This window comes from Pseudomonas helvetica (assembly GCF_039908645.1).
In the GTDB taxonomy this organism is placed as follows: domain Bacteria; phylum Pseudomonadota; class Gammaproteobacteria; order Pseudomonadales; family Pseudomonadaceae; genus Aquipseudomonas; species Aquipseudomonas helvetica.
On the sequence record NZ_CP150917.1, the window covers coordinates 1,602,203 to 1,623,580 of the forward strand.

The following is a 21,378-nucleotide window of genomic DNA, read 5'->3' on the forward strand; positions in this document are numbered from 1 at the left end:
ATGCCTGCCAATGACTCCTTGAGCACCCCGGAATCCCAATAAAAATAGGTTAGAAAATGCCATCCGCCCGTGGTGCAGGCAGCGGTCGGAAAGTTGAGTGCGGCTTTCCTGGTGATGTAGTGCTCACAAGAAACATGCTTAAGGTGAAGGCGAATAAGGGAGGGGCATGAGATTCAACTCAGCATGCGGGCCAGAATGACAATAATAGAGTTTGTAGGGCGTCCACTAGGAGGGCTGTCTCTCATTTGCTTGGCTGCTTGTGACGAGCATACATTACTGCCGTGCCACCTGAAGTACCTCTGGCCTGTAGTTCAAAGGCGTGCGGATAGCCTTTGATTAGGTCACTCAGTTTTTTGTAGCCATGAGTGCGCGGATCAAACTCCGGACGTAGTTTCGTAATGTTCGCGCCTAGCGCGCCTAAGTGTGCCCATCCATCCTCGTCAGCAATGTCGTCCAAGATTTTGGCGATGAAGCCCACCGGTGCCTTAGGCTTTTTGGATGGCTCAGTAACTACTGGCTTGGCCACATCAAGGGGCGCAACAGAAGCCATACTAGGCTCACCATTGATAGGTGCGATGACATCCTCGCGGAGTAACTCGATGTAGATGAATTTGTCGCATGCGGCCACGAAAGGCTTGGGTGTTTTCTCTTCGCCGAACCCGTAAACGGTCAAGCCCTCTTCGCGTAATCGAGAAGCCAATCGCGTGAAATCGCTGTCGCTCGATACTAAGCAAAACCCGTCGAAGCGGCGAGTGTATAGCAAGTCCATGGCATCGATGATGAGCGAACTGTCAGTGGCATTTTTGCCTTTGGTGTAGGCGAATTGCTGGATGGGTTGAATTGAGTGATCAAGCAGGACTTTCTTCCAGCCGCCGAGATGAGGGCCAGTCCAGTCGCCGTAGATGCGCTTCACGCTTGCGACGCCGTACTTAGCAATTTCTTCAAACAGGCCTTCGACGATTGCCGCAGGGGCATTGTCAGCGTCGATCAACACTGCGAGTCGCTTTTGAGCATTACTGGCGGTATGCGTGGTCATGGTTCATCCTTGATTGAGCGCGTCACCATATCTATAAACGAGGATTCGTTCGCTCGTATTCATACCCGTTGAGGGGCACTTTATTTGAAGGCGACGATGCCTGCTTAAGGCGTGAGCATCAAAAAATCGACGTCCCAGGATCTCCTCCCAATCTAGCAATTCCTTGCTTGATATGCCCCGCATTCTCTCCAATCGTTTCCAGCGCAACACGTGCATTGTCGCAAGCCTCAGATGACCCGCGCTGCTCCTCCAGCAGGACGAGCTCCATCAATGCCGCTTCGATTGCCAATTGGTTTTCGTAAATTCTTGCCAGTACGTCGGGAAGGGAATATTGCTCGGCCATGACTCGACTCCGTTCGGGTGAAGAGCAAAGCGTAGCAGGGGTTTGATGATGACCTGGAGGGGACTGTTCGCTCCTTCGAGCCAATAGCCCCGGCTCACCTAATCAGCCGAGCATCTCCTTAATAATGGACGCCACATTCCTGGCACCTTCGATCCCACGGTGATAGGTACCCAGCCAAAACAGGCCCAACGACTCAACTAAACGCCTCGTAATATTACGACGATGAAGATTAGTGAGCAGCTTTAACGATGTCAAATATTGTAGCTATTAAAAGAAATATAAATCCTACAATCCATAGCCATAAATGAGTCCAAGGAGCCTCGTCCGATCTCGTAAGAAGTGGGGCCTTCTTCTGGGTTTCTCGTAGGTTATTAATTTCTTCTTCTAGAGGTGCTCCAATTTTTTGCATTGTTCCATACGCAAGTCCCAGCCATGCCAGAAGTTTCGATGTGATAATTGTTGCGTTAAGAAGTACATTGTGGGCACCGGCAAATGATAGGTACGTCGCAGTTAATATAAAGCATGCTAATCCTGTAGCTCCATAAACTAGGAAGACTCCTAGTGTTGTGTCAGTGAAATATATCTTGGAGGCTATGCGTACAGTAGCTCTCTCGAATCCATTTAATCGTTTTTTTTCGCTCATTCCATTATCCCCTTTTGCTCCATATTGATAGAAGTCCGAAAATTCGGGTGTTACACGTGCGATGGATCTTCCTAACAAGGCGCTAGCGAGCCCTAAGCGAAAGATTTAACCATTAATCTCTAGCGTTATGCACGACAGGATCCGACGCAAGCCTCGACTGGAGTCGCGGTATTCGGGGGGGATTTGCCGGACTCCGTAATGGTGAGGATGGGCTCCGAGGGGCTTTAGTGCGTCCGTAGGCATTGGCCTGCCGACAGAGCCAAGCCAAGATAACCTTCATTGAGCCTTATCAAGGTCTGTGACTGGCCGTTTATTTCGTTCGCGTAGTGCTGGTGATGGAGTCAGTGCGAGCTCGAACATCACAGACAGTGTGCCGTCCTGATTTTCGTAGTAGGAATGGCGCCGATACTCCGCCTGCCCTAGGTGATACATCCCTCCACCGGGGCGTAGTGAAACGAACATCTGCACCTCTCTGCCATCAACTACGTGATTGTATAAGGCAAGATTGGCTCGTACTAGGATGGGCTCTATTGATGTTCCAGAACCCCGGTACTGAACGATTAGCTCTTCGGCACCATTTGGCCCTAGCGTTTTAACCATCGCGGGCTCATCGGAATTGAACAGAAATATGGCTTTCGCTTCCGAGGCGACGGAAATGCCCGTCATTCTCGACCCTCCGAGTGCTTCGTGCAGGTCGCGCCGAAACTGGAATGTCGCCATCAATTCCTGAGCGGACTGGCGAATCGATTCCGTATCTTTTATAGATAATCTCTTCCGATGCTGACTTAGCAACGTGGTGAACTCCACCGCTGTCACACGGAGCTTATCGATTTCCCAGTCAAAGACTGGGCGATGATGCATCACCCGGTTTCGTAAGCCGATAACTTCTTTTTTCCACCGAGATTTCCAACTTTGCCAGCTCGGGAGATCGTCGAAGAAGGGCGAGAAAACTACGTCCCAGAAGCTGCGCTTCTTCATCCGTTGGGCTAGGGTCGCCCGAATATCCTTCAGATCGGTTCCAACCTCCAGCAAGCTCAACAAGTCATCAGCTGTGATTGATCGTTGCTCCGCCCAGGCGGCGAGATCCAACGTCACTATTTCAAGGAGATGATCGAGCTCCGTGAATTCCACAGGATGCTGATAAATCGCACTCTGACCCTTTTGACGGGTAGCCAAAACGCGTGAAGAAATTCGTGCGTCGTCTACCATGGTCAACCAATCGATGCCCAGCCCGGCTGCGATCATGGCCTCGTTGATGAACGCACGGAGCTCCTGCTCGAGCCGCCCAAGTAGTGGATAGGCCTCGTTGCGCAGCGCATCACCTAGCTCATCTAGCACTCTTACAAACGGATGGTGGACAGCGAAGTCCTGAGACAGAAGCATGTGCGCAGAATCCAAATGCTTACGCTCTCCTTTGACCTCAATCTCCAAACCTCCCTTCGAGACCTGGTGGATTTCCACTCTCAATGGTTCGCACTTTTTACCTAGCGCCTCAACCACGGTCGCCCGCATTTGAGTAGGGTTGTACGTGGAGGTAGTAATGAGTCTAAGCGTGTAAATTGTCATTGCTGATTGTCCGTAATCTCACTGCATATGCTGCTCGAGGTGAAAAGGTTCCGCCTCCAGTGATTGGGATGGCGTCCGTAAGACTGCTGGATGAAAAGGGTAAGCGTATGACCGGCCCGAAGACTTTTGTTTTATTGAGGTCGTGTCTTTTGAAGGGTGGAACAGTCATTTGTTCGTTTTGCACAGCCCCCAGGTGCCTACCGCAGGCATTCTGCCATGCGTAAGCCGAGACCATCCTTTAGTTTCTGGCTCCAGTCGCTCACCTGGGTTTCTATGAGCAACAAGAGAAAACCTGCCATTTGCCGCAAGCGAGTCACTCTGGCATTTAATGTCGCTATTGCTCTTTCGAGCCCCTAGGCCCGGCTCACTTAATCAGCCGAGCATTTCCTTAATAATGGAAGCTACGTTCCTAGCATCGTCTATCCCCCGGTGATAGATACCATGCCAAACCAAGCCCAACGACTCTACCGTTTGCTTAAGTGATTTAGGTCGATCGTCGTATAAGCCGGCATGCCATTTCCTGGCATTGAAATGTGGTACGCCTTCGAGCAGGGAAGGGCAGGCAGCAAAGCCAGCATTGCGCTCAAGCTGTCGTGCGTCATAGTCTCCCCACGATGCCCAAGCTGCATCCGGATAACTCGCAGCAAATGTTCGCAGCTCGTCGCCAACCTCTTGATAGGTTAGAGCACCGTCCACGTCAGATTGCTGAATGGATGTGAGCTGCTTGCAGAAATCAGTAAGGGTAGGGTTTATCTGCGGCCGTACGAAACGCTGGAACTCATCGACGATTTCAAGCGTTTCAAGGTCGATCACCACCAGGCCAATCTCAATCGTTTCCATCTGATCAGGGACGACCACAAGCGACCTTAGAGATTCGTGCACTCCAACCTCGTCACAAGTTGCCTCAAGGTCTACGCAATAGAGGTAGCGGTATGGCGCGAGGAGGTTTTGGATTGCTTGGAGGTGAAGGAGCTTTGCTTCAATGCTCATGACGGGGAAAACTTACTTGGAGTCTGTTCAGGTTACACCGAGCCGTCCACCCGATGCAGCATTGAGGGCTGGGGAAAAACTGTAGAGCAGTAAGCAAGGCAAAACCCGTTGAGGCTTCAAAGGCATTGTGTAGGTTTGCGGCAGACATCGTCTCTACAGCCTTTGCTTTTAGTGATGGGTGGTCGTACAAATGAGCTTCCTTTTATACAGGTGAATACGTCGTGTCAGAGCATTTTCCTCGCTATCCTGCAGCCACCCCTTTGCGTGTCGATGCGTTCCGCCAAGCTGAGTTAGAACGCGCTCTATACGAGATCGAGCCGACTTATTCAGCTCTATCTGAAGCGCTGACCAGTCTGGCGAGAACTGCGTCTGAGACGGAAGCATTTGAAGAGGCGAGGATATGGTCGCTCATGGCGGATCTCTGCTCGATGATGTTGGACAACGCCAACAGAAACGAGCCATTCAGACCTTACTTGATCATGGGTGACCGGCATTCGATGGTGCCGGCGAGCATGTTGGACGAAGAACTTGAATTTTTTCGTGACGTGGTTGATCTTCTCCCCGAGGGGCTCTTAAAGGCTAGAGTTTCAGACCTACTATGGATTACGCCTGGTCTCAGGCATATTCGGCACGCCCGAGCTGCCATCGACGGTTACACGACGACGCCTCTGAACGATGATTACTGGTACCAGGAAGGTAGGGAATGTCTTCACCGAGCGCTCACTCTCGCTAGGCAGATAGGGGCCGGGGGAGGGGATCGCCTCACGTCACTGACTGAGACGGTCATGGACGCCATCAAGCTAGCTGTTGAACAGCAGCTTATGTTCTCCGTCGGCCTCGCTGAGACGGTCATGGACTTCAGGCTCGACCATCCCGACACTTCTGCGATTCCCGAAATGCTGGCTGGGCTCGGGCGCTCCTTTGACGAGAGGAAGGACATATTCAGAGCTCGTACATGCTATGAGGCCGCGTCTAGGGGGTTCGCCTTGTCTGATCGAGCTCTTATGGAGGCGAAAATGACAGTAGCTGTCGCAGAGACGTGGGTATCAGAGGCTGAGCTGAGAGGTGAGCAGACGAATCCGATTGTCGCGCAGAACGCCTTGGAAAATGCTCTTCAGATTTACCGCTCTCTTCCGGGGGCGCTTCGCGCTGAGTTAGATGTTGAGAAGGTATTACCCGCCCTCCGCCAAAGAATTGCCGAAGCCGGCGCTCGGGCTGTCGAGCAAATGGCTACTGTCGTTACCCGTACTGACATAACTGACTTGGTCGCACATACCAGAGCTCTTGTCCAAGGCAAGTCTTTAGGCGATGCGGTCTACAACCTAACTATGTTGTACCCATTTTGTTCGCCGAACGACGCGCGAGTTGCCGCTCTCAAGTCATTGCGGACAGGGATAGCCAGCGCATTGACAGGCGCAGTTTTTTTTGACGAGACCGGGAGGGTCATCGCAAGGCGTCCTCCACTATCCTTCGGTGCAGAGTTGTCCGAAGCCGATGAGCACACCATCCAAGCCAAGATGGTCAGCGAGCATCAGCACACTATAAAGCTAACAGTACAGGGCGGCATTGTCCCGGCGCTCGCTATCATCTCCCAGGAACATTGCGTCAAGGAGATCGATATGGTCGAAATGGCCAAGGCGTCGTCTCTTGTTCCTCCGAATCGAACTCAAATGATCGGCAAAGGGCTGTATTGGGGGTTTGCAGGTGACTTCGGCATGGCTGCCCATTTTCTTATTCCGCAGCTTGAGGCGATTATTCGCTACCGCATGAAGGAAGCCGGCCTCAACACATCAACATCCAATGCTGATGGCATCGTCACCGAAAACGGGCTGAGCACGTTGATGGATGTCGAGGGTGTTACTGAGTTGCTAGGGGAGAACGTAGCCTTTGAGATCAAAGCAGTCTTCTGCAGCCCATATGGGCCAAACCTCAGAAATACCTTCGCGCATGGATTGATGCATGACGGCCAGTTCTACTCAGAATCCATAGTCTATGCGTGGTGGTTCATGCTCAAGTACATCTCGGGGCCGTTCTGGGCGGCAATGGGTACGCCTGCGGGCGGTTAAGGCACCCGCTTCTGCAAGAGGCACTAGGAAAAGTGTCCTGTGTTGCTAGTGCCGCAACTCGATCTCGCAGGTACTCATTTCGCCATGAAACGTTACGGCGGTCTGAGAGCGGCTTACCTTTCGAGGCGTACTCGAAGCCGGCGCGCCCGCTCCCGAAATGCCTCATCACCGCCTTCAAGAATGTCGCAAACCGCCTTTCTTATCGCAGCGTTTTCTAGCCCTCCAGATTGGTAACTGATAGGTGGAAGCCCGCCAGGCTGATGCGGGCCTACCGTTGCAATGATGATTTGATCTGCGTCGGTGTTGATCACAAGGTTGGCGTTATGCGTGACCATGATCACTTGACGCTTTGACTTGGCGGCAATGAAAAGCGAGACCAGTTCATCAAAGACGGATTTTGGATCGAGGTTTTCCTCGGGTTGATCAATGATCAGTGGACGGTCATCCGAATCATCCAGCGCGAGATAAAGCAAAAGCAGAACGATCCCTCGTGTACCAGGCGATAGCTTCTGGATGTCTACGCCGTCATACAAAATTTCATAGCGAACAGTGAGGTGATCAGTGCTGAAAAGCCATTGAGCCATCTGCTTTGACCAGGCTCGGTACTCAGTCTGCTGACTCGCTGCATAAGGAGCGTGCGCCAGTAGATCTTGTTGATACTGGCTCAAAAATCCTGACATTGCTGTTTGGACACCTGCTGCAGTGCCAACCTCCCAGGCAGACTTCAATGACTTCGCTGCCGCGTCTGTCAGAGCTCCACGCCCATAGAAAGGGCCGGACTTTCGGCGATCCAGTAGACCCTCTTCAGCGATCGCTCCCCAAGCGTCGACGTCCGCGATCCTCCTGACTGAGAAGCTAAGTTTTTTGAGCGTGCCAGAAGATGCGCCGAGCCGAGCCATCAGGGGAGTGTACAAATTTGCTAGGGCTAGTTGCTCGTGGATGATCGCCTCGAAGACTCTACGATAAGTATCTTCACGCTCCGTCTGAAGATCCTTGCGTCTTACTGACGCCCCCTGCGCATCGGTTAATTTAGTCTCCAGGGTCTGAAGGGCAGCGGTCTCTTGGGAAATGCGTCTAGTCAATGCGGAGTACTGGTCGCGGATCAATTTGTCCGCGCTGAAGAGCGCTTCCAGACGATCCATTTCAGCCGTGATCAGCCCCAGTGGAAGTGTGTCGAGTGGAACATCTTGCTTTATCAGCTCAACGTTGGGATCCCCTGGCGTGATGGGGGGGCCGGTCAGCTTCAAAATCTCTTGGTCTGCCCATTTCAGATACCCCACCAGGCTGTTATCAACATTGCCATTGTAAACGAGAAGAAAGTCCGCCCATTGTTGAGTACCCAGTCCGCTGTTGGAGTGGCGCGCCTGGGATTGGCGTAGCATCTCTGGAGCCTGGGTGGCTCTCATGCTCTGCACTTCATCTTGAAGGGAAACGAACGTGCGACGTTGGGCACTGAACGATTGAATCTTACTCCTCAGACTCTGAGCGGCCTGGCTAAGCTGGGTATGTCTCGTAACCTGAGCCTCGGTTCCCTTGACCACCAGCTTGGCAAGATCTGCGTTGTAGCCTCCTATGAGTTTTTTCTTCTGTTCGACTTGGTTCGTAAGTGTATTTACGAGCTGTTCTTTCTCGAACTCTGTGGCAATTCGCTCGGAGATATCAGAAATCGCTGAAGCCTCTCGGGCACGGGCCTGCTGGAATCTAGCGGTTTGTTGTTCCCGGAATTCAGGAAAATCGACAGCTCCATCTTGATCATCCTGCGAGTGAGCTTCAAATATCACGCGCTCTATCTCATCGATCAACCCGTCGGAAACGCCATGGGCAGAACAGAGTTCCTCAACGAACTGTTGGGATAAATACCGGGCGCGAGGGAAGGAGAGGTGCCCATTGGCATCGCGCCCATCCAGGTGCCGTGTAACAGACGTGCCACCGCCCCAGGTTAAGGTTGCGGTGGCGTCTTCAAGTAAGCCGCTAGCGCGAGCAAGAAACGATGGGCTTATTGTTCCGCCCGTACCCGAACCGAAGTAGGAGACCGCATCACAGCCTGCTGAAATGATGTCTGCGAGCGCGGTTTTGCCCGAACCTCGGGCACCAATGATGGCAACTAATCCCGGGTTGAGCGGGATGGAGGGGGTTGCCGCCCAGCTGGCATTTCCGATGCTTAGGTGAGATATCACCTGTGAGGGCATCGCCGAATTAGGTGGCTTATCACCAACGTAAGCTCGTCCGTCAGGGTCGATACATGCCTGGCGTAGTGCATCGAATTCAAGGCCACCCTTGATCCAGGAATATCGTCTGTCGACAGGTTGACCGACCGACTCTTGGGAGTGCGAGTCGCTGCCGTGAAGGCAAGGTTTGCAGCCGTCAAAGCGCGCGCGAAGATCTTCGGGAGTTACTGCGCGTAAGCCTAGCCAGAACTCGCGCTGCGCTGGATTGCTGGAGAAAATTATGTGCGCGAACTTTTCAATCTCTTGCCTCACGGTTGTGTCTGCCGCGAGTCGTACACCGGACGTACCATCACCAGCGCCGCCGGCCACTGCAATTAGAATGTTTTTCCTTGCCCATTCGCTTTCCTGGATGACCTGGCGCAACTGGGTGAAGCTCACCTTAAATTGTGTTGCTCCCATCCGTAGCGCTGCACCGTCATCGGTGATCTTCGCATCCGTATTTTTGCCCAGCCTGATGAGCTCCTCTCGGGTGCAGTCATATCGATCGTTGTGGGCGGCGAACTGTAGTCTTTTCAGAATTCGCTTGATCTCGACGAGATGATTTTCGTCCTCATTGCTGACTAGGAGGTGGATATTCACAAATCCGGATTTTGCGGCGACATCAAGTCGCAATTCGATATTGGGAAAGAGCAGCTGAACGTTGCTAAGCCTACCTTCAGCCTTATGTTCCAGAAGCTTTTCATAGGCGTCAGTGACGTAGTAGTCAGTGACGGCAATAACTTCGATTGTTGGGGTCAAACTTTCAAGCGTAGTGAGGTATGCCTCCCATGGATCCTCCGATCCAAATTGGTTGTTTAGCACGGTGCCAGGTGCATGGATGTGCGGCTCCCAACGGTGCCATTCCGACCCACGACTAATCATCAAGCATCCTCATCCGGTTACGCTTCCCTGCCAAATGAAGCTAAGCAGCCGCGAGCGATTATTTAGGCATCATTGATCTTAGCCAACGCGGTGGGCTTTTCCAGGCTCTCGAGGTAGATTCTTGGGGATGCCGACTTGAAGCGGACTGCTCAATCACCCTGTATGCTCAGTAATCATTTTTAGGCCATGCGAGGGAGCGTTTAATCTGGCCAAGAGGGAGATCAATTGAGCGCATATACGGATAGAGACCTGGAGCGGAAAATTGTAGCTGCCCAGAAGGACTTGCAAGTCTGGGCTGTAAGCAACGACCTTTGGGGCGATAGCGGTTTCACGTCCTATGCGAAGCGCGTACAAGGGGAGCCTGGCGAAGAGGCGGTGACTTTCATCCTCTACAGCAGCGGGGAGCTTGCCCGCCTGCTTGATGAAGATCTAGATCCAAAGCTTCGGGCGGAGTTTGATGCAATCGCTGACTCGCATGGCTTCTGGTATGACAACTATGACGGCTGCTCCTACTACTTTTACGCTACTACCGAAGAATTGCAGAAAGCCTACGACCAATTCTTTCATTGGAAGTGGGTCTGCAGCCTGATCATCGAAGATTTCGGCGACGTATACGCTGAACTCTATCAGTATTTTCAGGCGCGTCCGGAACGGCTATACAGCCTACATCATCGCGAATTTGAAATACTGCTCTACCGCATTTTCCAGAGCTTGGGCTATGAATCAGAGCTGGGGCCAGGAGTAGGAGATGGTGGGGTTGATGTCAAACTACTTCAGCGGAGTCCGTTAGGAGATACCTTGGCCTATGTCCAAGCCAAGCGATATGCGCCGAATCGCCCCATAGGTCTAGAGGCCGTGCAAGCTTTGCGAGGGGCCGTGGCAAACGACGGCGCCGACCGGGGCATATTTGTGACCACCTCGCGTTATCTACCGGGTGCGGAGAACTTCGCACATCGATCGTCTGGAGTATTGGAGCTGAAGACCTCTGCAGACGTCGCTCAGTGGTGTCAGCAAGCGCAGGCGGGTATTGTTCAAGACAAGTCCGTATTAGTGTCGGATGCGCATCTACTATCGGTTCTGCATCGTATTGAAGGTGGCAGTCACGCGCTAGTCGTTCACGCTCACACTGGCTATCGCACCATCGGCAACAGCTTTGCGCTCGTCCTCAAAGAAACCAAGCACGCAGCTCTGCTCATGAGTCTACCAAGGCGTATTATCAATCAGGATTCGCATGGGCTCGAAGGGCATGAAGTCCCTATGCTGGATAACCAGATCTTGACTGTCAAAAATGCCGATACGGTCTTTCGGGCAAAACGGTCAGTGGATGATCAGGGTAGGGTGAGCTACTGGGATGGGCGAGATCTTTACTCGATCTGGAGTCGGCAACCAAGTCGCTTCAGCCACTTAGACTAATCCATCCTTCTGAGTAGCCAGCCATTGTGTTGATCGGCGATGGTAGGAATTAGCTCGGCGTCTGTTTTGGTGATCCTTACCTTAGTGCATGTAGCGAGCGGGTTTGATGCCGAGTCACGTGGTTTACAAACTCACCATGTGGGTTCCTACGCTCATCCCACCGCCTTTGTGCGCACTTGGGATGGGGTCGGTGCTCACAAGTGGTCAACACCAGTCGCTGTTTTGCCCTCGAAACTCCCACGAAAAATACGCAGCGCTCCTCGGCAAGCTTGCCCCAGAAGGTCTGCGTTTTGTAGTCTCGATTAGGCCTCGGCTTCAAAAACTGCAGCGATTTCTTTATCAATTTCTTCTACACTCGGAAAATCTATCATTAAGCCTTGGCAGTCAAGCGTTCGGAGGCGATTCAGTAAGCCTAGAGTTTTTAGATTTACCGCCCCAACGACTTTTTCCTCGCTCCCAGCAAGCAAGTAGAAAAGTATTACCACTTCGTAGCGCGTAAGTTGCGATTGAGCATATCGCGCATACTGAAGCGAATTTTTACTCGTCGCGCATATGTCGGCGATATACAGGATGGTGCTTAAATAGCCATCCAGAAATTCACCTTGTTCGGCTAGGATTCTCTGGAGCGCGGCTGCGTAGTGTTGTTGGCGAGATTTGAATGGAATCTTGTAGAAGTTAACGCTGCCTGTCGCTCGCAGTGCCTCCCTTATTGATTGTGACTCTTCGTCACGAGATCCTATATAATTTTTCAATTGCTCCCAGCGCTCATTAAAGTGCCCTTGTGATGTCATGTCAGCAATAAAGGCAGCGCGATCTTCTTCGAATGTCTCGATCCAGGTAGGCCCATTGATTGCCGCGAATAATTTCGTATAGTGAACATTCGCTACTTTTTCTGGCTCCGTGCAAAAAAGCATACGGCCAATTTCGACAGCCTCGCCGGAAAGTTCCCTATAAAATCTATCTACAATATACTTAAGGCTTTTATGGGCTGAGAATTCTTTACCTTCTATGGAGATTGAGCTGTTTTGGATTCTATACTGCAGAGAATCAAATAATTTGTAGAAGATGCTATCTTCATTCTGGCGCCTGAATTGAGCTTGAGTGAGGTGCGTTGTGTATGCCAGGACAAGGAGGGCAAGGCTTCCATATATGCCGCTAAAATACGAACCAACCTCTCCCCAGCGCCCATGCTGATCTGTTAGGCCACCGTGGAATTTCGAAAGGTAAAGGATTGCCGGAGCTAGGACAATTATAGCTAGAGCAAATGCACTTAGTCTATTTTTCAATTTTATTGATTCACTATTGATGGCGATTTAAAACGCAAAAATTAAGCTAAGCATTGGGGGTTATTACCCTCTTGAGCTTCAAGCTCGCGCAGCTATGTTTGCAACAGGCATGATCGTACGCTTATGGAGTCTTGCTGGATCCTCCGCAGGATTAAAGTGCCAGTAGATGCTATGTCAAAGATCAAGGCACGGGACAGATGCTGGGCCATGACCGTCTGCTTGCGACCCCCGACGCCTATGTCAGTGCCCAGTCAGTCATTCAGTCCTAATGCTACTCATCGGCCCCGGCGCTCGGGCTATGTGAGCTCCCAGTAACCTTCGTCTCGCTTAGTGATGCCCGCCCGCTGGTAAGGTTTGTGCCGGTGCCTAACGACGTAGAACAAGTCCCTGAACACCTTTGACACATTGGCGATGTAGCCATGGCCTAAGCCGAACATGTCCTTGCCCGCAGCAGTTACGTCTACGGTAGCCAAGGAGCTCATAACCAGTGGGGGATTGGCATCCCCTGCCCGGGGATAGCTGTGAACGAATCTAGATGCTGCAATCGCTCTATCATTCCGGGAAGCGTAGAGAGTTACTTGCTCAAAGGTATCGAAGACCTGCCCGAATTGTCTGAACCGGCTGGTGTCAACATCTGGCGCCGCAAGAATGATTTGGTGGATAGGTGTAGTGCCAGGCTTGTGCTTCCAGTTTTCTAGAACCGCCAGGAGCGCTCTGTTACCCATGCTATGTGCGACGATGTGTAAGGCTGACAATCCAAGCTGCTCTGTTACATCCCTCAAATACTGTCCGAGATTGCTTGCTGACCACTCTACCGTTGCTTCATCAGCGGGATAGCCACCGGGCGTACCAAGTGACGCCCACGAGAAGCACAGCATCAGGCCCGGGAATCTCAAGTCGTGACAGAGCTGGGCTGCACGCCACAGCGCGGCATCGAAGCCAACGTTATAACCATGGATGAATAGGAGGCCTTCTTTCTGAGAGGGATCTCGGCCTATGCCTTGGTTGCCCAGATACTCCTTGGCGCTTGTGAACCATGCATCCAAAGCCATGAGCTCATTGCTGTGGACAACAATGTGTTTGTTGGGGCTGCCCTTTGTCCGGGTAGGCCACAACCACGGTCGTTCAAGCTTGCCCTCACGATGGATATGAGGGATAGAAACCTCAGCAACGCCGTATGCGATCGAGTCTTCGCTTCGGAACCCGCCAAATCTCACAGCGCGGCCAGGCTCCCGCATACGATCCGTCCCGTAAAATATTGGATAGGTCGTGTAAATCTGTTGGACAGGTGCCCGGTTGTAGGAAGTTTCGTGGGTGTAGTCAAACGAATCGCCGTTAGGTGAAGCCCTGCAGCGCATCGCGTATTCCATGGGCGGGTGAAGCTCCTCAGGGATATCGACGGCATCCTGCAGAGCTTTCCTGTATTCAGTATTCCTGATGGCCGACGAACTATTAGCTCCGCTGGGCATGCGGGCGCTCAGAAAAGCCTCTACATCAGTCGCGCCACGTCGGAGGCCGATGTCTTCTACCCTTTTTATAATCTCTTCAAAGGTATCCTGCGCGTATCGTCCTGTGATACGGGCCCGGAGCACTTCAATCAAGGTGTCAGGAGGACTCTTTCTCCAACAAAAAAATAGCGCACTCGAACTGATTACCCGATGACGTGAAGACCCAGCTATCGAGTTCATTCGAAGGATGGCGAGTGCAATCTTAAGCTCGTGTAAAGTCCGTTTTGGCTGATCCATAATCCAAGCCTTAGTGGGCGAAACGAACACTCTAGAGTGTAATTCTCACCGGTGGCAACCAAGCTGCAAAGCTGTCAGCTAAGGGACACTTTATTTTGGAGGCGACGATGCCTGCTTAAGGCGTGAGGATTAAAAAATGGACGTCCCAGGATCTCTTCCCAATCTAGCAATTCCTTGCTTGATATGCCCCGCATTCTCGCCAATCGTTTCCAGTGCAACACGCGCATTGTCGCAAGCTTTAGATGACCCGCGCTGCTCCTCCAGCAGGACAAGCTCCATCAATGCCGCTTCGATTGCCAATTGGTTTTCGTACATTCTTGCCAGGACGTCAGGAAGGGAATATTGCTCGGCCATGATTCGACTCCGTTCGGTTGAAAAGCAAAGCGTAGCAGGGGGGGGATGACGACCTGGAAGGGGCACTCCTTCGGGCCAATGGCTCGGCTCACTTGTTAGCCGAGCATTTTCCTAGCATTGAAATGTGGCAAGTCTTCGAATTAAAGAAGGGCAGGTATCAGTTACGTGCAAGTCTCCATACATGGCGCGGCTCAAAATCGAATCTTGTGTCAAGGCAGCGCGCGCCAGTGTTTCGAAGGCGCTGCTGCGGCCGGTATGGTCATCCTTTGAATTTGATCTCAGGGAATTTGTATTCCTGGCCCCGCTTTCGAGCTACGTGGTATCGCTGCACGTGGGCTGCGATCGCACACAGCTGAGCGGAGGTAAAGCCTGCGAGCTTGTTAGCCAATAGAACGCTCGAGATTTCGTTATCCGGCCCAACCATGTCTTCAACACCGACAACCAGGTGAGACTTCATCTCAGGGAAGGAGGTCGGGAGGCGGTATTTTCCATGAATCTCACGTTGAGCTTCAGCAATCAACTGCCATTCGGCTGGATACAGATCTGGGGTGTGTTCGTCCAAAAGAGACGCAAACAGTGAAAAGACAGCCGAAATGCTGTGCATGAACGTGTCATCGTTACCAGTAGCCAGGTCGTTAGGGTCTTTGCGATCGACCAAGGAGAAAAGTAAATTTTTGGTAGGTTCGTCAAAGTAGATGTCGACGGGATCTGGACGCTTCATGGGTCTTCCTTAGTATATGCATTGCCCCGGCCAGGGGCGTATCACTGGTCAGATTGAGATAAGGTAAAAGGGTGTCTGAGGTCGTATCAGGAGGGTTATCTCGAAGGTCATACCTGAGTTAATTCGACTGCTAGCCCCCACGTCAGATATCAAATGGCCTTTCGGCACAGCCATGTATGGCGTAGTCGAGGGTCACAATGATGACCGCTTCTGAAGCCACCTTATGGAAGGTATTATCCTTAGTTATGTCGCCGCAATATCTTAATCTGCGGATTACCAATACGGGCATGTTTTGCTTTTTGCATGCATCGAACGCGCCGCAGGCCTCCATCTCTGCTACGCACACTTTGTCATGAAGGCCCTTAAAGCTTTTGAAGAGCTTGGAGGGGCTCGAATGAGCAGTTCACCGAAGACAATGGTCGCAGGCGATAACTTCCCCTCAGCTTGGTAGCAAACTGGGTGTCCGGTTTCATTAGATCACTACACGGGTGGGAATGCTCAAGTAGGCTAATCTGGACACTGTACAGCGCTAGAGCATCAGAGGGGGGCTACCTTCATTCAAGATTGCACAGGTTCAGCCGATGTATGCTGCAAATTAAAGCGCTACAGCTATCGCTGCTCTGGATATTTCTGCCACTTTGGGAGTTCTTGATGACCTACACATGGCAGCTGCTTGAGGCGTCGTTGCAAGCGCATAAACCGACACTTCTGGCCGACCTGAACCCACCTGCGACGAGCAAAACTCTTCAGCGATTGCAAAGTGAACTGGGCGTCAGCTTGCCTGAAGATTTCGTCGATGCCTTGCGGGGGCACGATGGACAGAAGGGCATCAGCGAGCCGTTGCTAGGCGCTTATCAATGGCTCTCCAGTGCGCGGATTCTAGATGCCTGGGCGTTCTGGAAAAAACAGTCTGAAAGTGCAGGGTTCGATAACAGCGGGGCTGAACCAGACCCGGGTGTGCGGGACGATTGGTGGAATATCGGATGGATTCCATTTGCTTCCAATGGGAGTGGCGATTACCTATGCCTAGATCTTGTGCCTGCTGCTGGTGGCAGATCTGGGCAGGTGATTTCGGTATGGCACGACGACGGCGCGCGCTGTGTAGTCAGTGAGAGTTTCTCGACCTGGTTTGCTCGGTTTTTCTGAAAGCCCCTCTGGTCACCCACTATTTTATCCAAGGAAAAGGTATGGAACTGACCCTTACCGAGTTGAAGGAACAGCGGCTGCAGAAGTTGTTCAGCGATTGCCAGCAACAGGTCATTGCCCAGATCATTGGGCCATTCGGCCTGTCTAGTGCCATGTTCGAGGATCGCAATGGCGGCAATGTCACTACTGTGCATAACTTCGAAAACGCCAGTGCCGATTATGTGGCGGAGAAAGATCAGAAGACCTATACCGCTTCCCGCGAGCGTTACGACCGCAGCGAGCTAAAGGACATCAAGCAGAGCGTCAAAGACAAGCTGAAGGCACCAGGCGTAGACGGTTATACCGGTAAGCAGGTCGACCCTGCGCACCTAGAGGCCGATCATGTGACGGCCTTGAAGAAAATCTATGGCGATCGCAAGAACCATCTGGCCTACAACACAGGTGAGGGCCTGGATCGTCTTAGCGATGTGGCGAACAACACCGAAAACCTGGTCGCCACGCATCGGGATGTGAACAATCCCAAGCGAGCTAAAGACATCCTTGAGTTTGCTGATGAGGTGATCGATGGCAAGACCCAGGCCGAACGTCTGGAGCTTGACTCGGAGCTGATGAGGTCGGCAAAGGAACGTTCTGAAGACTTCCTTGAGCGCACCGCGAAACGAGCTATCAGAGTCAAGCAAACCAGTGAACTCCTCAAGACAGGCGCAAACCAGGCAGCTCAGATGGGGCTGCGTCAAGCCTTGGGTGTGCTGCTCAATGAATTGGTCAATGGGTTGTTCAATGAGATCAAAACTCTGATCAAGCACGGGGTAGAGCAAGGAAAAACCTTGTTCGAAGAAATTCGTCAGCGTTTGGCTGGCGTGGCAGAGCGCGTGCTTAAGAAACTTCCCGATGCAGTCTCCCAGATGTTCCAGGGAGGCATCAGCGGCTTTATGAGCAATTTGCTGACCTTTGTGCTCAACGAGTTTTTGTCCACCGCCAAGCGCTTTGTCACCGTCATTCGCGAGGGGCTGGTTGGGTTATTCAAAGCCTTCAAGATGATCCTCTTTCCGCCCGCGAATTTGACGCCCGATCAAGCGTTGCAGGAAGGCTTGAAGCTGCTGAGCGCGGTGGTTGTGTCCTCGGTGGGCCTCCTGCTACAGGAGACCGTAAAAACGTTCATCTCCAGCTTGGCGTTTCTGTTACCTGTAGCCGATATCTTGTCCTCGGCTTTGATAGGTACCTTGAGCGGTTTGTTGTCGGCATTTCTTGCCTATCAGATCGACTGCATGTTCGATCGCTATCGTCACGGTTACGACGAGCAATTCATGGATGAATTGATCGCTGACTCTCGGCGCCGGGAGGAGTTCGCCCAAGGTCTGGTTGAGCTGTCAGAGAGCTCACTGCGCAATGTGAGCGCTTACAACCAATCGATCATCCTCTACCAGGGTATCGGACAGACGTTAGCGGCTTCGGGTCGAATGGCGGATGCGACCTTGGCGAGCCTCGAGCACACCGTATCCCAGACCCGAGAGCAGGTTGCTAAAAGCGTGGCGATGATTGAGTACATTGAATCGAGCCAGCGTGACATAGAAGATTTTCTGGAAACGCTTTGACATGGAAATGAACAACCGTACTGCGACGCGGCAAGACCTCCAGATCGTCGAAGCGTTTTCTTCGGTCAGTGTGCCGGAACAGATCATCCGCCAGAGCAACATCAGGGAGCTGGTGCAGGGAATGACCGATGCCCAGGCGTCGGTTCAATCAACCACCAGTAAGTTGGAGCGCGCGCGTCGTGAGCAAAAGGAAGGTAATTTTCTCGGTAACTGGTGGAATGATAGGGGCGATGCGGTTCAGGATGCACAGCTGGACTTGAACAAATCGATTGGTAGCCTGACGCAGAAGTCCTCACAGCTTTTAATTGTTAACACAGCGATCTCCAAGATCCTGCATGATCAGCAAGGTGTTCTGTTGCAGCAGCAGAATATCTTGAAAGGTCAGACCGATACGCTGCAGACGCAAAACAGCAAGATTCTCAGCCAACAAAGGCTTCTAGAGCAGCAGCAACGAGAAATTAACGCTGCCAACGAAGGACTGATGCAAGCCAAAGGGATCACCCAGGAGCAGGCAAAAAAGCTGGTGGGATGTGTGGTGCGGGTGAGTGATGCCGAGAAGGCCATTCACCAAGCGAACCAAGACTTGAGTCAAAGTGTTGATCTTCGGTTGAGAGAGTCTGCTCAGGATTATCTATTGTGTTTGCGTCAAGGGTTAGAGGAGCGGGATGAGCGTTGGTCGACTGCAGAGCGGCAGGTGCACCAGGCGCTCAATGCACAGAACAGACAGATGCTGCATGACCAAGCTGCGTTGCATGAGCAGATCGCGGCTCTTGAAGAAAGCTTGGAGCTGAAGCTGCAAGCCAACGAGCAAGCGTTCAAATCGAGCGCGGCCGCGCAGCAGCAGAGCATTCAGCAAATCGAGGAGTCCTTCACGCTAGAGGTTGATAGCGTCCAGCGAGCTGTCGTGGAGTCTGCCCAGCAAACCAAGTTGGCTCTCGAAAAGGCGCATGAGGCTTTCGAGTCGCAGAATGCCCAGCAGCAGCATCAGCATACTGCCATACGGGAACAGCTCGGTGCCCTTGAAGGAAATCTTGAGCAGCAAATGCACGCCGGCGTGCAGGCGCGTGAAGTATTCGAAGCGCAGAATGAGCAACTGCGGAACCAACAAACTGCTTTGCGTGAGCAGCTTGATGTTCTTGAAATAAGTCTGGAGCAAAAGCTGCAAGCCAGTATGCAAATGTTGGAGTCAAGCATGACTGCGCAGCAGGAGTCTATTCACCTAATAGAGGAGCGCTTCTCGCTGCAGATTGAAAGCATTAAGCGAGCTGTCGTGGCATCTGCCAAGCAAAGCACGTTGGCGATCCTGAACACTCGCAAGATGATGACAGGTGCATTCGAAGCGACCCGTCAGGCGGGCAAGCAAGCACAGCAAGCGCAAGAGAAAGTATTCAAGTTATCACTCGAACACGTGGTGACAGATCTCGAGGCGGCCCGGCAAGAGTTGGTGACTCAGCAATCGGAGCTGACTGACCTTCAGCGGGCACTCAAGCAGAGCCAAAAAAGACAGATGATCGGTCTGATTTCTGTCGGATTATTGGCTATCGGTGCACTGGCTTGGCAAGCCATCTTGAATTGGGCGTAAACCCGGCAGCGAGAGCCGCGAATTAAAGTGAGATGAGTGCTGTATCGCCAGAGAGTAGTCGAACAGTGCAGTGAGTGGCTACTGAGCTCGCAGTCCACCGGCTTTGCAATCAAGAACAACTGGCGGAGAGCCATGAATGTCCGAGACATGCCAGCCTATCCCCCCATGGCTACTGCCACTGTGAACACTAAAGGCCAAATCACCATCCCTGTCCAGGTACGGGCTACTCTTGGCCTACGACCAAGGGATGAAATCGAATTTGTCGACCTCGAGAATGGTCAGTTCACCATCGTGGCTGTGAGTTACTCCGTTAAGCGGCTGAAGGGCATGATTCCCAAGCCGAAGGCCGTCGTGAGCATCGATGACATGAACGCAGTTTTTGCACTGAATGAGTAAATGCTCGTCGATTGGGTTTGGGGATATGCCTCGGACGTGCGCATTACTATTCAACAGATGGTGTAATCCGCTGCAGTGAGACGCCTGCCAGTGGGATGTTGGCTTTTGCCATGTCGCATGTAAACGCTCCTATCAAATCTATGCCGTATTCTCTGACTACCTCAGCGAGTCCCGACTTTTTAGCCAAGTCGGTAACTACGAGAGCGCGGCGTACACCAGCGTGTAGTGCATCCCCGATCGTTATAGCTGCACCAAGTGAGCAAACAGACTCCCTGACCGTCTCCGTGTCTATCCGCCGGTGTTTTCCCTGGGTTTCTAAGACCAGGCCACGGTCATCAGTCGTGACTAGGCGGGCATATGTGACCGTTTTTGGGGATGCCTGTTTGAGGAGCAGACGATCACCTTTAGAGTACGTGTCCCACTGCGTTTCTAAAGCCGTTGGCTGACCACGCTTGCGCACCAAGTCATTGATCAACTCACAAAGTCGATAGCTGTCGCATATGGCGACAAGGTTCGGATCAGCCTGTAGCTCTGCGATAGCCGTCTCTAGAGACGAGTGGATTGAGGGTGAGCTGGGGCTGGCGTGACGAGGCGTCTCAATGGAGTGAGAGGGGAAATAGTTCTGGAGTTGACTGACAATGTGGCCATTCAAGCTACCGTTAATTGCAGTTGCCTGGTTACAGAGAATGACGACGCGGTCGCGAGGGGTGAAATGAGCCAGTAGAAGAGAAATTTCAACGGTGCTGTACCATTGAAAATCCCATACGACGAAGGTTCGATACTCGCCATGTGCGTCCGGGATAGATTCCCAATGAATCAATTTCGCTTCGCTGCCATATCGGCCAGCTAGACCCTGATGAACCACCCTCGGCTCGGAACCTCCTAGGATCTGCAGAATTGAAGAGAACAAGTCACAGAAGTCCGCACCTGAGTCGTTACTGGAATGAGTAAAGATCGATAACCTTGAGTTAATCGCGTCACTCACTTGGTGGTAATAGTCAGAGTCATTGAAGGCCCCAAATAGGCTGGAGTAACGGACGTAGGCATATTCGATCTCGCGGTCGGAGTAAGTCGGAAAAAATTTTTGATTCAGCGTTTGGAGATGTGAGCGTATTGAGCTTTGGATCAAATGATGGCCCATGAGTTGATAGTGCTCGTCCTTGGCAACAAGGAGGCGACTGTCTAAGCAGTAAGGAAGTGCTGGCCTGAGATCCGAAGGGACGTCTGAGGCAAGCAAGAGGGTTGCGCCCTGCGTGGCCTGGGTGAGCATCCAAGCGATCAGCCGATAAGCAGGTGAGTTAGCCAGTTTGCCAGCACTCAAGTCACCTCGTTGCCCGTGCCTAGCGCCTAGGAATGGAAACGCCTTAGCGGGTGTGTCGAGTAGTGTACGAGCTTCCTCTGGGCAAT

General features: G+C 52.2%; 17 protein-coding genes. 6 read left to right on the forward strand and 11 right to left on the reverse strand.

Annotated features, from left to right (window positions below; all coding sequences use genetic code 11):
- Positions 1-241: 241 nt before the first annotated feature.
- From AABM55_RS07290 to AABM55_RS07310, 5 genes are all read right to left on the reverse strand, one after another.
- A complete protein-coding gene (locus tag AABM55_RS07290; protein ID WP_347929200.1) occupies positions 242-1,036 on the reverse strand; it encodes an NYN domain-containing protein in 795 nt (264 codons plus the stop codon).
- A 118-nt stretch (positions 1,037-1,154) separates the two neighbouring features.
- Entirely contained in the window at positions 1,155-1,379 is a 225-nt protein-coding gene (locus tag AABM55_RS07295; protein WP_347929201.1) for a hypothetical protein, read from the reverse strand.
- Between the two features lie 229 nt (positions 1,380-1,608).
- Positions 1,609-2,022, reverse strand: a complete 414-nt coding sequence (locus AABM55_RS07300) for a hypothetical protein (protein ID WP_347929202.1) — start codon at positions 2,020-2,022, stop codon at positions 1,609-1,611.
- A 276-nt stretch (positions 2,023-2,298) separates the two neighbouring features.
- On the reverse strand, positions 2,299-3,588 hold the full coding sequence (locus tag AABM55_RS07305) for a hypothetical protein (RefSeq protein WP_347929203.1): 1,290 nt from the start codon (positions 3,586-3,588) through the stop codon (positions 2,299-2,301).
- Between the two features lie 372 nt (positions 3,589-3,960).
- Positions 3,961-4,578 carry a 3'-5' exonuclease gene (locus AABM55_RS07310; RefSeq protein ID WP_347929204.1) on the reverse strand — a complete coding sequence of 206 codons (618 nt, stop codon included), beginning with the start codon at positions 4,576-4,578 and terminating at the stop codon, positions 3,961-3,963.
- Between the two features lie 221 nt (positions 4,579-4,799).
- Here AABM55_RS07310 and AABM55_RS07315 point away from each other — a divergent pair, with 221 nt between their 5' ends.
- Positions 4,800-6,644 carry a DUF4209 domain-containing protein gene (locus AABM55_RS07315; protein WP_347929205.1) on the forward strand — a complete coding sequence of 615 codons (1,845 nt, stop codon included), beginning with the start codon at positions 4,800-4,802 and terminating at the stop codon, positions 6,642-6,644.
- 113 nt (positions 6,645-6,757) lie between these two features.
- Here the strand turns inward: AABM55_RS07315 and AABM55_RS07320 are convergent, their stop codons facing one another.
- A complete protein-coding gene (locus AABM55_RS07320; protein ID WP_347929206.1) occupies positions 6,758-9,733 on the reverse strand; it encodes a TrlF family AAA-like ATPase in 2,976 nt (991 codons plus the stop codon).
- A gap of 225 nt (positions 9,734-9,958) precedes the next feature.
- Between AABM55_RS07320 and AABM55_RS07325 the strand changes: the two genes are divergently transcribed.
- Complete coding sequence (locus tag AABM55_RS07325) at positions 9,959-11,146, forward strand: restriction endonuclease (protein WP_347929207.1); 1,188 nt, start codon at positions 9,959-9,961, stop codon at positions 11,144-11,146.
- 302 nt (positions 11,147-11,448) lie between these two features.
- Here the strand turns inward: AABM55_RS07325 and AABM55_RS07330 are convergent, their stop codons facing one another.
- From AABM55_RS07330 to AABM55_RS07345, 4 genes are all read right to left on the reverse strand, one after another.
- Entirely contained in the window at positions 11,449-12,432 is a 984-nt protein-coding gene (locus AABM55_RS07330; RefSeq protein WP_347929208.1) for a hypothetical protein, read from the reverse strand.
- Between the two features lie 296 nt (positions 12,433-12,728).
- Positions 12,729-14,024: an alpha/beta hydrolase gene (locus AABM55_RS07335; protein ID WP_347930001.1), complete on the reverse strand. Its 1,296-nt coding sequence runs from the start codon at positions 14,022-14,024 to the stop codon at positions 12,729-12,731.
- Positions 14,025-14,306: 282 nt separating this feature from the next.
- The gene (locus tag AABM55_RS07340; RefSeq protein WP_347929209.1) at positions 14,307-14,531 is read right to left on the reverse strand and encodes a hypothetical protein; all 225 of its coding nucleotides are present in this window, start codon (positions 14,529-14,531) and stop codon (positions 14,307-14,309) included.
- Positions 14,532-14,790: 259 nt separating this feature from the next.
- Entirely contained in the window at positions 14,791-15,252 is a 462-nt protein-coding gene (locus AABM55_RS07345; protein ID WP_347929210.1) for a hypothetical protein, read from the reverse strand.
- 585 nt (positions 15,253-15,837) lie between these two features.
- Between AABM55_RS07345 and AABM55_RS07350 the strand changes: the two genes are divergently transcribed.
- The 4 genes from AABM55_RS07350 to AABM55_RS07365 all read left to right on the forward strand — a co-directional run bounded on the left by AABM55_RS07350 (position 15,838) and on the right by AABM55_RS07365 (position 19,971).
- Positions 15,838-16,398 carry an SMI1/KNR4 family protein gene (locus AABM55_RS07350; RefSeq protein ID WP_347929211.1) on the forward strand — a complete coding sequence of 187 codons (561 nt, stop codon included), beginning with the start codon at positions 15,838-15,840 and terminating at the stop codon, positions 16,396-16,398.
- A gap of 41 nt (positions 16,399-16,439) precedes the next feature.
- Entirely contained in the window at positions 16,440-17,993 is a 1,554-nt protein-coding gene (locus AABM55_RS07355) for a hypothetical protein (protein ID WP_347929212.1), read from the forward strand.
- Position 17,994: 1 nt separating this feature from the next.
- A complete protein-coding gene (locus AABM55_RS07360; RefSeq protein ID WP_347929213.1) occupies positions 17,995-19,575 on the forward strand; it encodes a hypothetical protein in 1,581 nt (526 codons plus the stop codon).
- 165 nt (positions 19,576-19,740) lie between these two features.
- Positions 19,741-19,971, forward strand: a complete 231-nt coding sequence (locus tag AABM55_RS07365; RefSeq protein WP_347930002.1) for an AbrB family transcriptional regulator — start codon at positions 19,741-19,743, stop codon at positions 19,969-19,971.
- Between the two features lie 46 nt (positions 19,972-20,017).
- Here the strand turns inward: AABM55_RS07365 and AABM55_RS07370 are convergent, their stop codons facing one another.
- Positions 20,018-21,292 carry a hypothetical protein gene (locus AABM55_RS07370; RefSeq protein WP_347929214.1) on the reverse strand — a complete coding sequence of 425 codons (1,275 nt, stop codon included), beginning with the start codon at positions 21,290-21,292 and terminating at the stop codon, positions 20,018-20,020.
- Positions 21,293-21,378 lie beyond the last annotated feature (86 nt).

Bases quoted from the DNA above. Each gene is read 5' to 3' on its own strand.
- AABM55_RS07290 (WP_347929200.1), bottom strand. From the start codon at position 1,036: ATGACCACGCATACCGCCAGTAATGCTCAAAAGCGACTCGCAGTGTTG.
- AABM55_RS07295 (WP_347929201.1), bottom strand. From the start codon at position 1,379: ATGGCCGAGCAATATTCCCTTCCCGACGTACTGGCAAGAATTTACGAA.
- AABM55_RS07300 (WP_347929202.1), bottom strand. From the start codon at position 2,022: ATGAGCGAAAAAAAACGATTAAATGGATTCGAGAGAGCTACTGTACGC.
- AABM55_RS07305 (WP_347929203.1), bottom strand. From the start codon at position 3,588: ATGACAATTTACACGCTTAGACTCATTACTACCTCCACGTACAACCCT.
- AABM55_RS07310 (WP_347929204.1), bottom strand. From the start codon at position 4,578: ATGAGCATTGAAGCAAAGCTCCTTCACCTCCAAGCAATCCAAAACCTC.
- AABM55_RS07320 (WP_347929206.1), bottom strand. From the start codon at position 9,733: ATGATTAGTCGTGGGTCGGAATGGCACCGTTGGGAGCCGCACATCCAT.
- AABM55_RS07340 (WP_347929209.1), bottom strand. From the start codon at position 14,531: ATGGCCGAGCAATATTCCCTTCCTGACGTCCTGGCAAGAATGTACGAA.
- AABM55_RS07345 (WP_347929210.1), bottom strand. From the start codon at position 15,252: ATGAAGCGTCCAGATCCCGTCGACATCTACTTTGACGAACCTACCAAA.
- AABM55_RS07350 (WP_347929211.1), top strand. From the start codon at position 15,838: ATGCTGCAAATTAAAGCGCTACAGCTATCGCTGCTCTGGATATTTCTG.
- AABM55_RS07355 (WP_347929212.1), top strand. From the start codon at position 16,440: ATGGAACTGACCCTTACCGAGTTGAAGGAACAGCGGCTGCAGAAGTTG.
- AABM55_RS07360 (WP_347929213.1), top strand. From the start codon at position 17,995: ATGGAAATGAACAACCGTACTGCGACGCGGCAAGACCTCCAGATCGTC.
- AABM55_RS07365 (WP_347930002.1), top strand. From the start codon at position 19,741: ATGGCTACTGCCACTGTGAACACTAAAGGCCAAATCACCATCCCTGTC.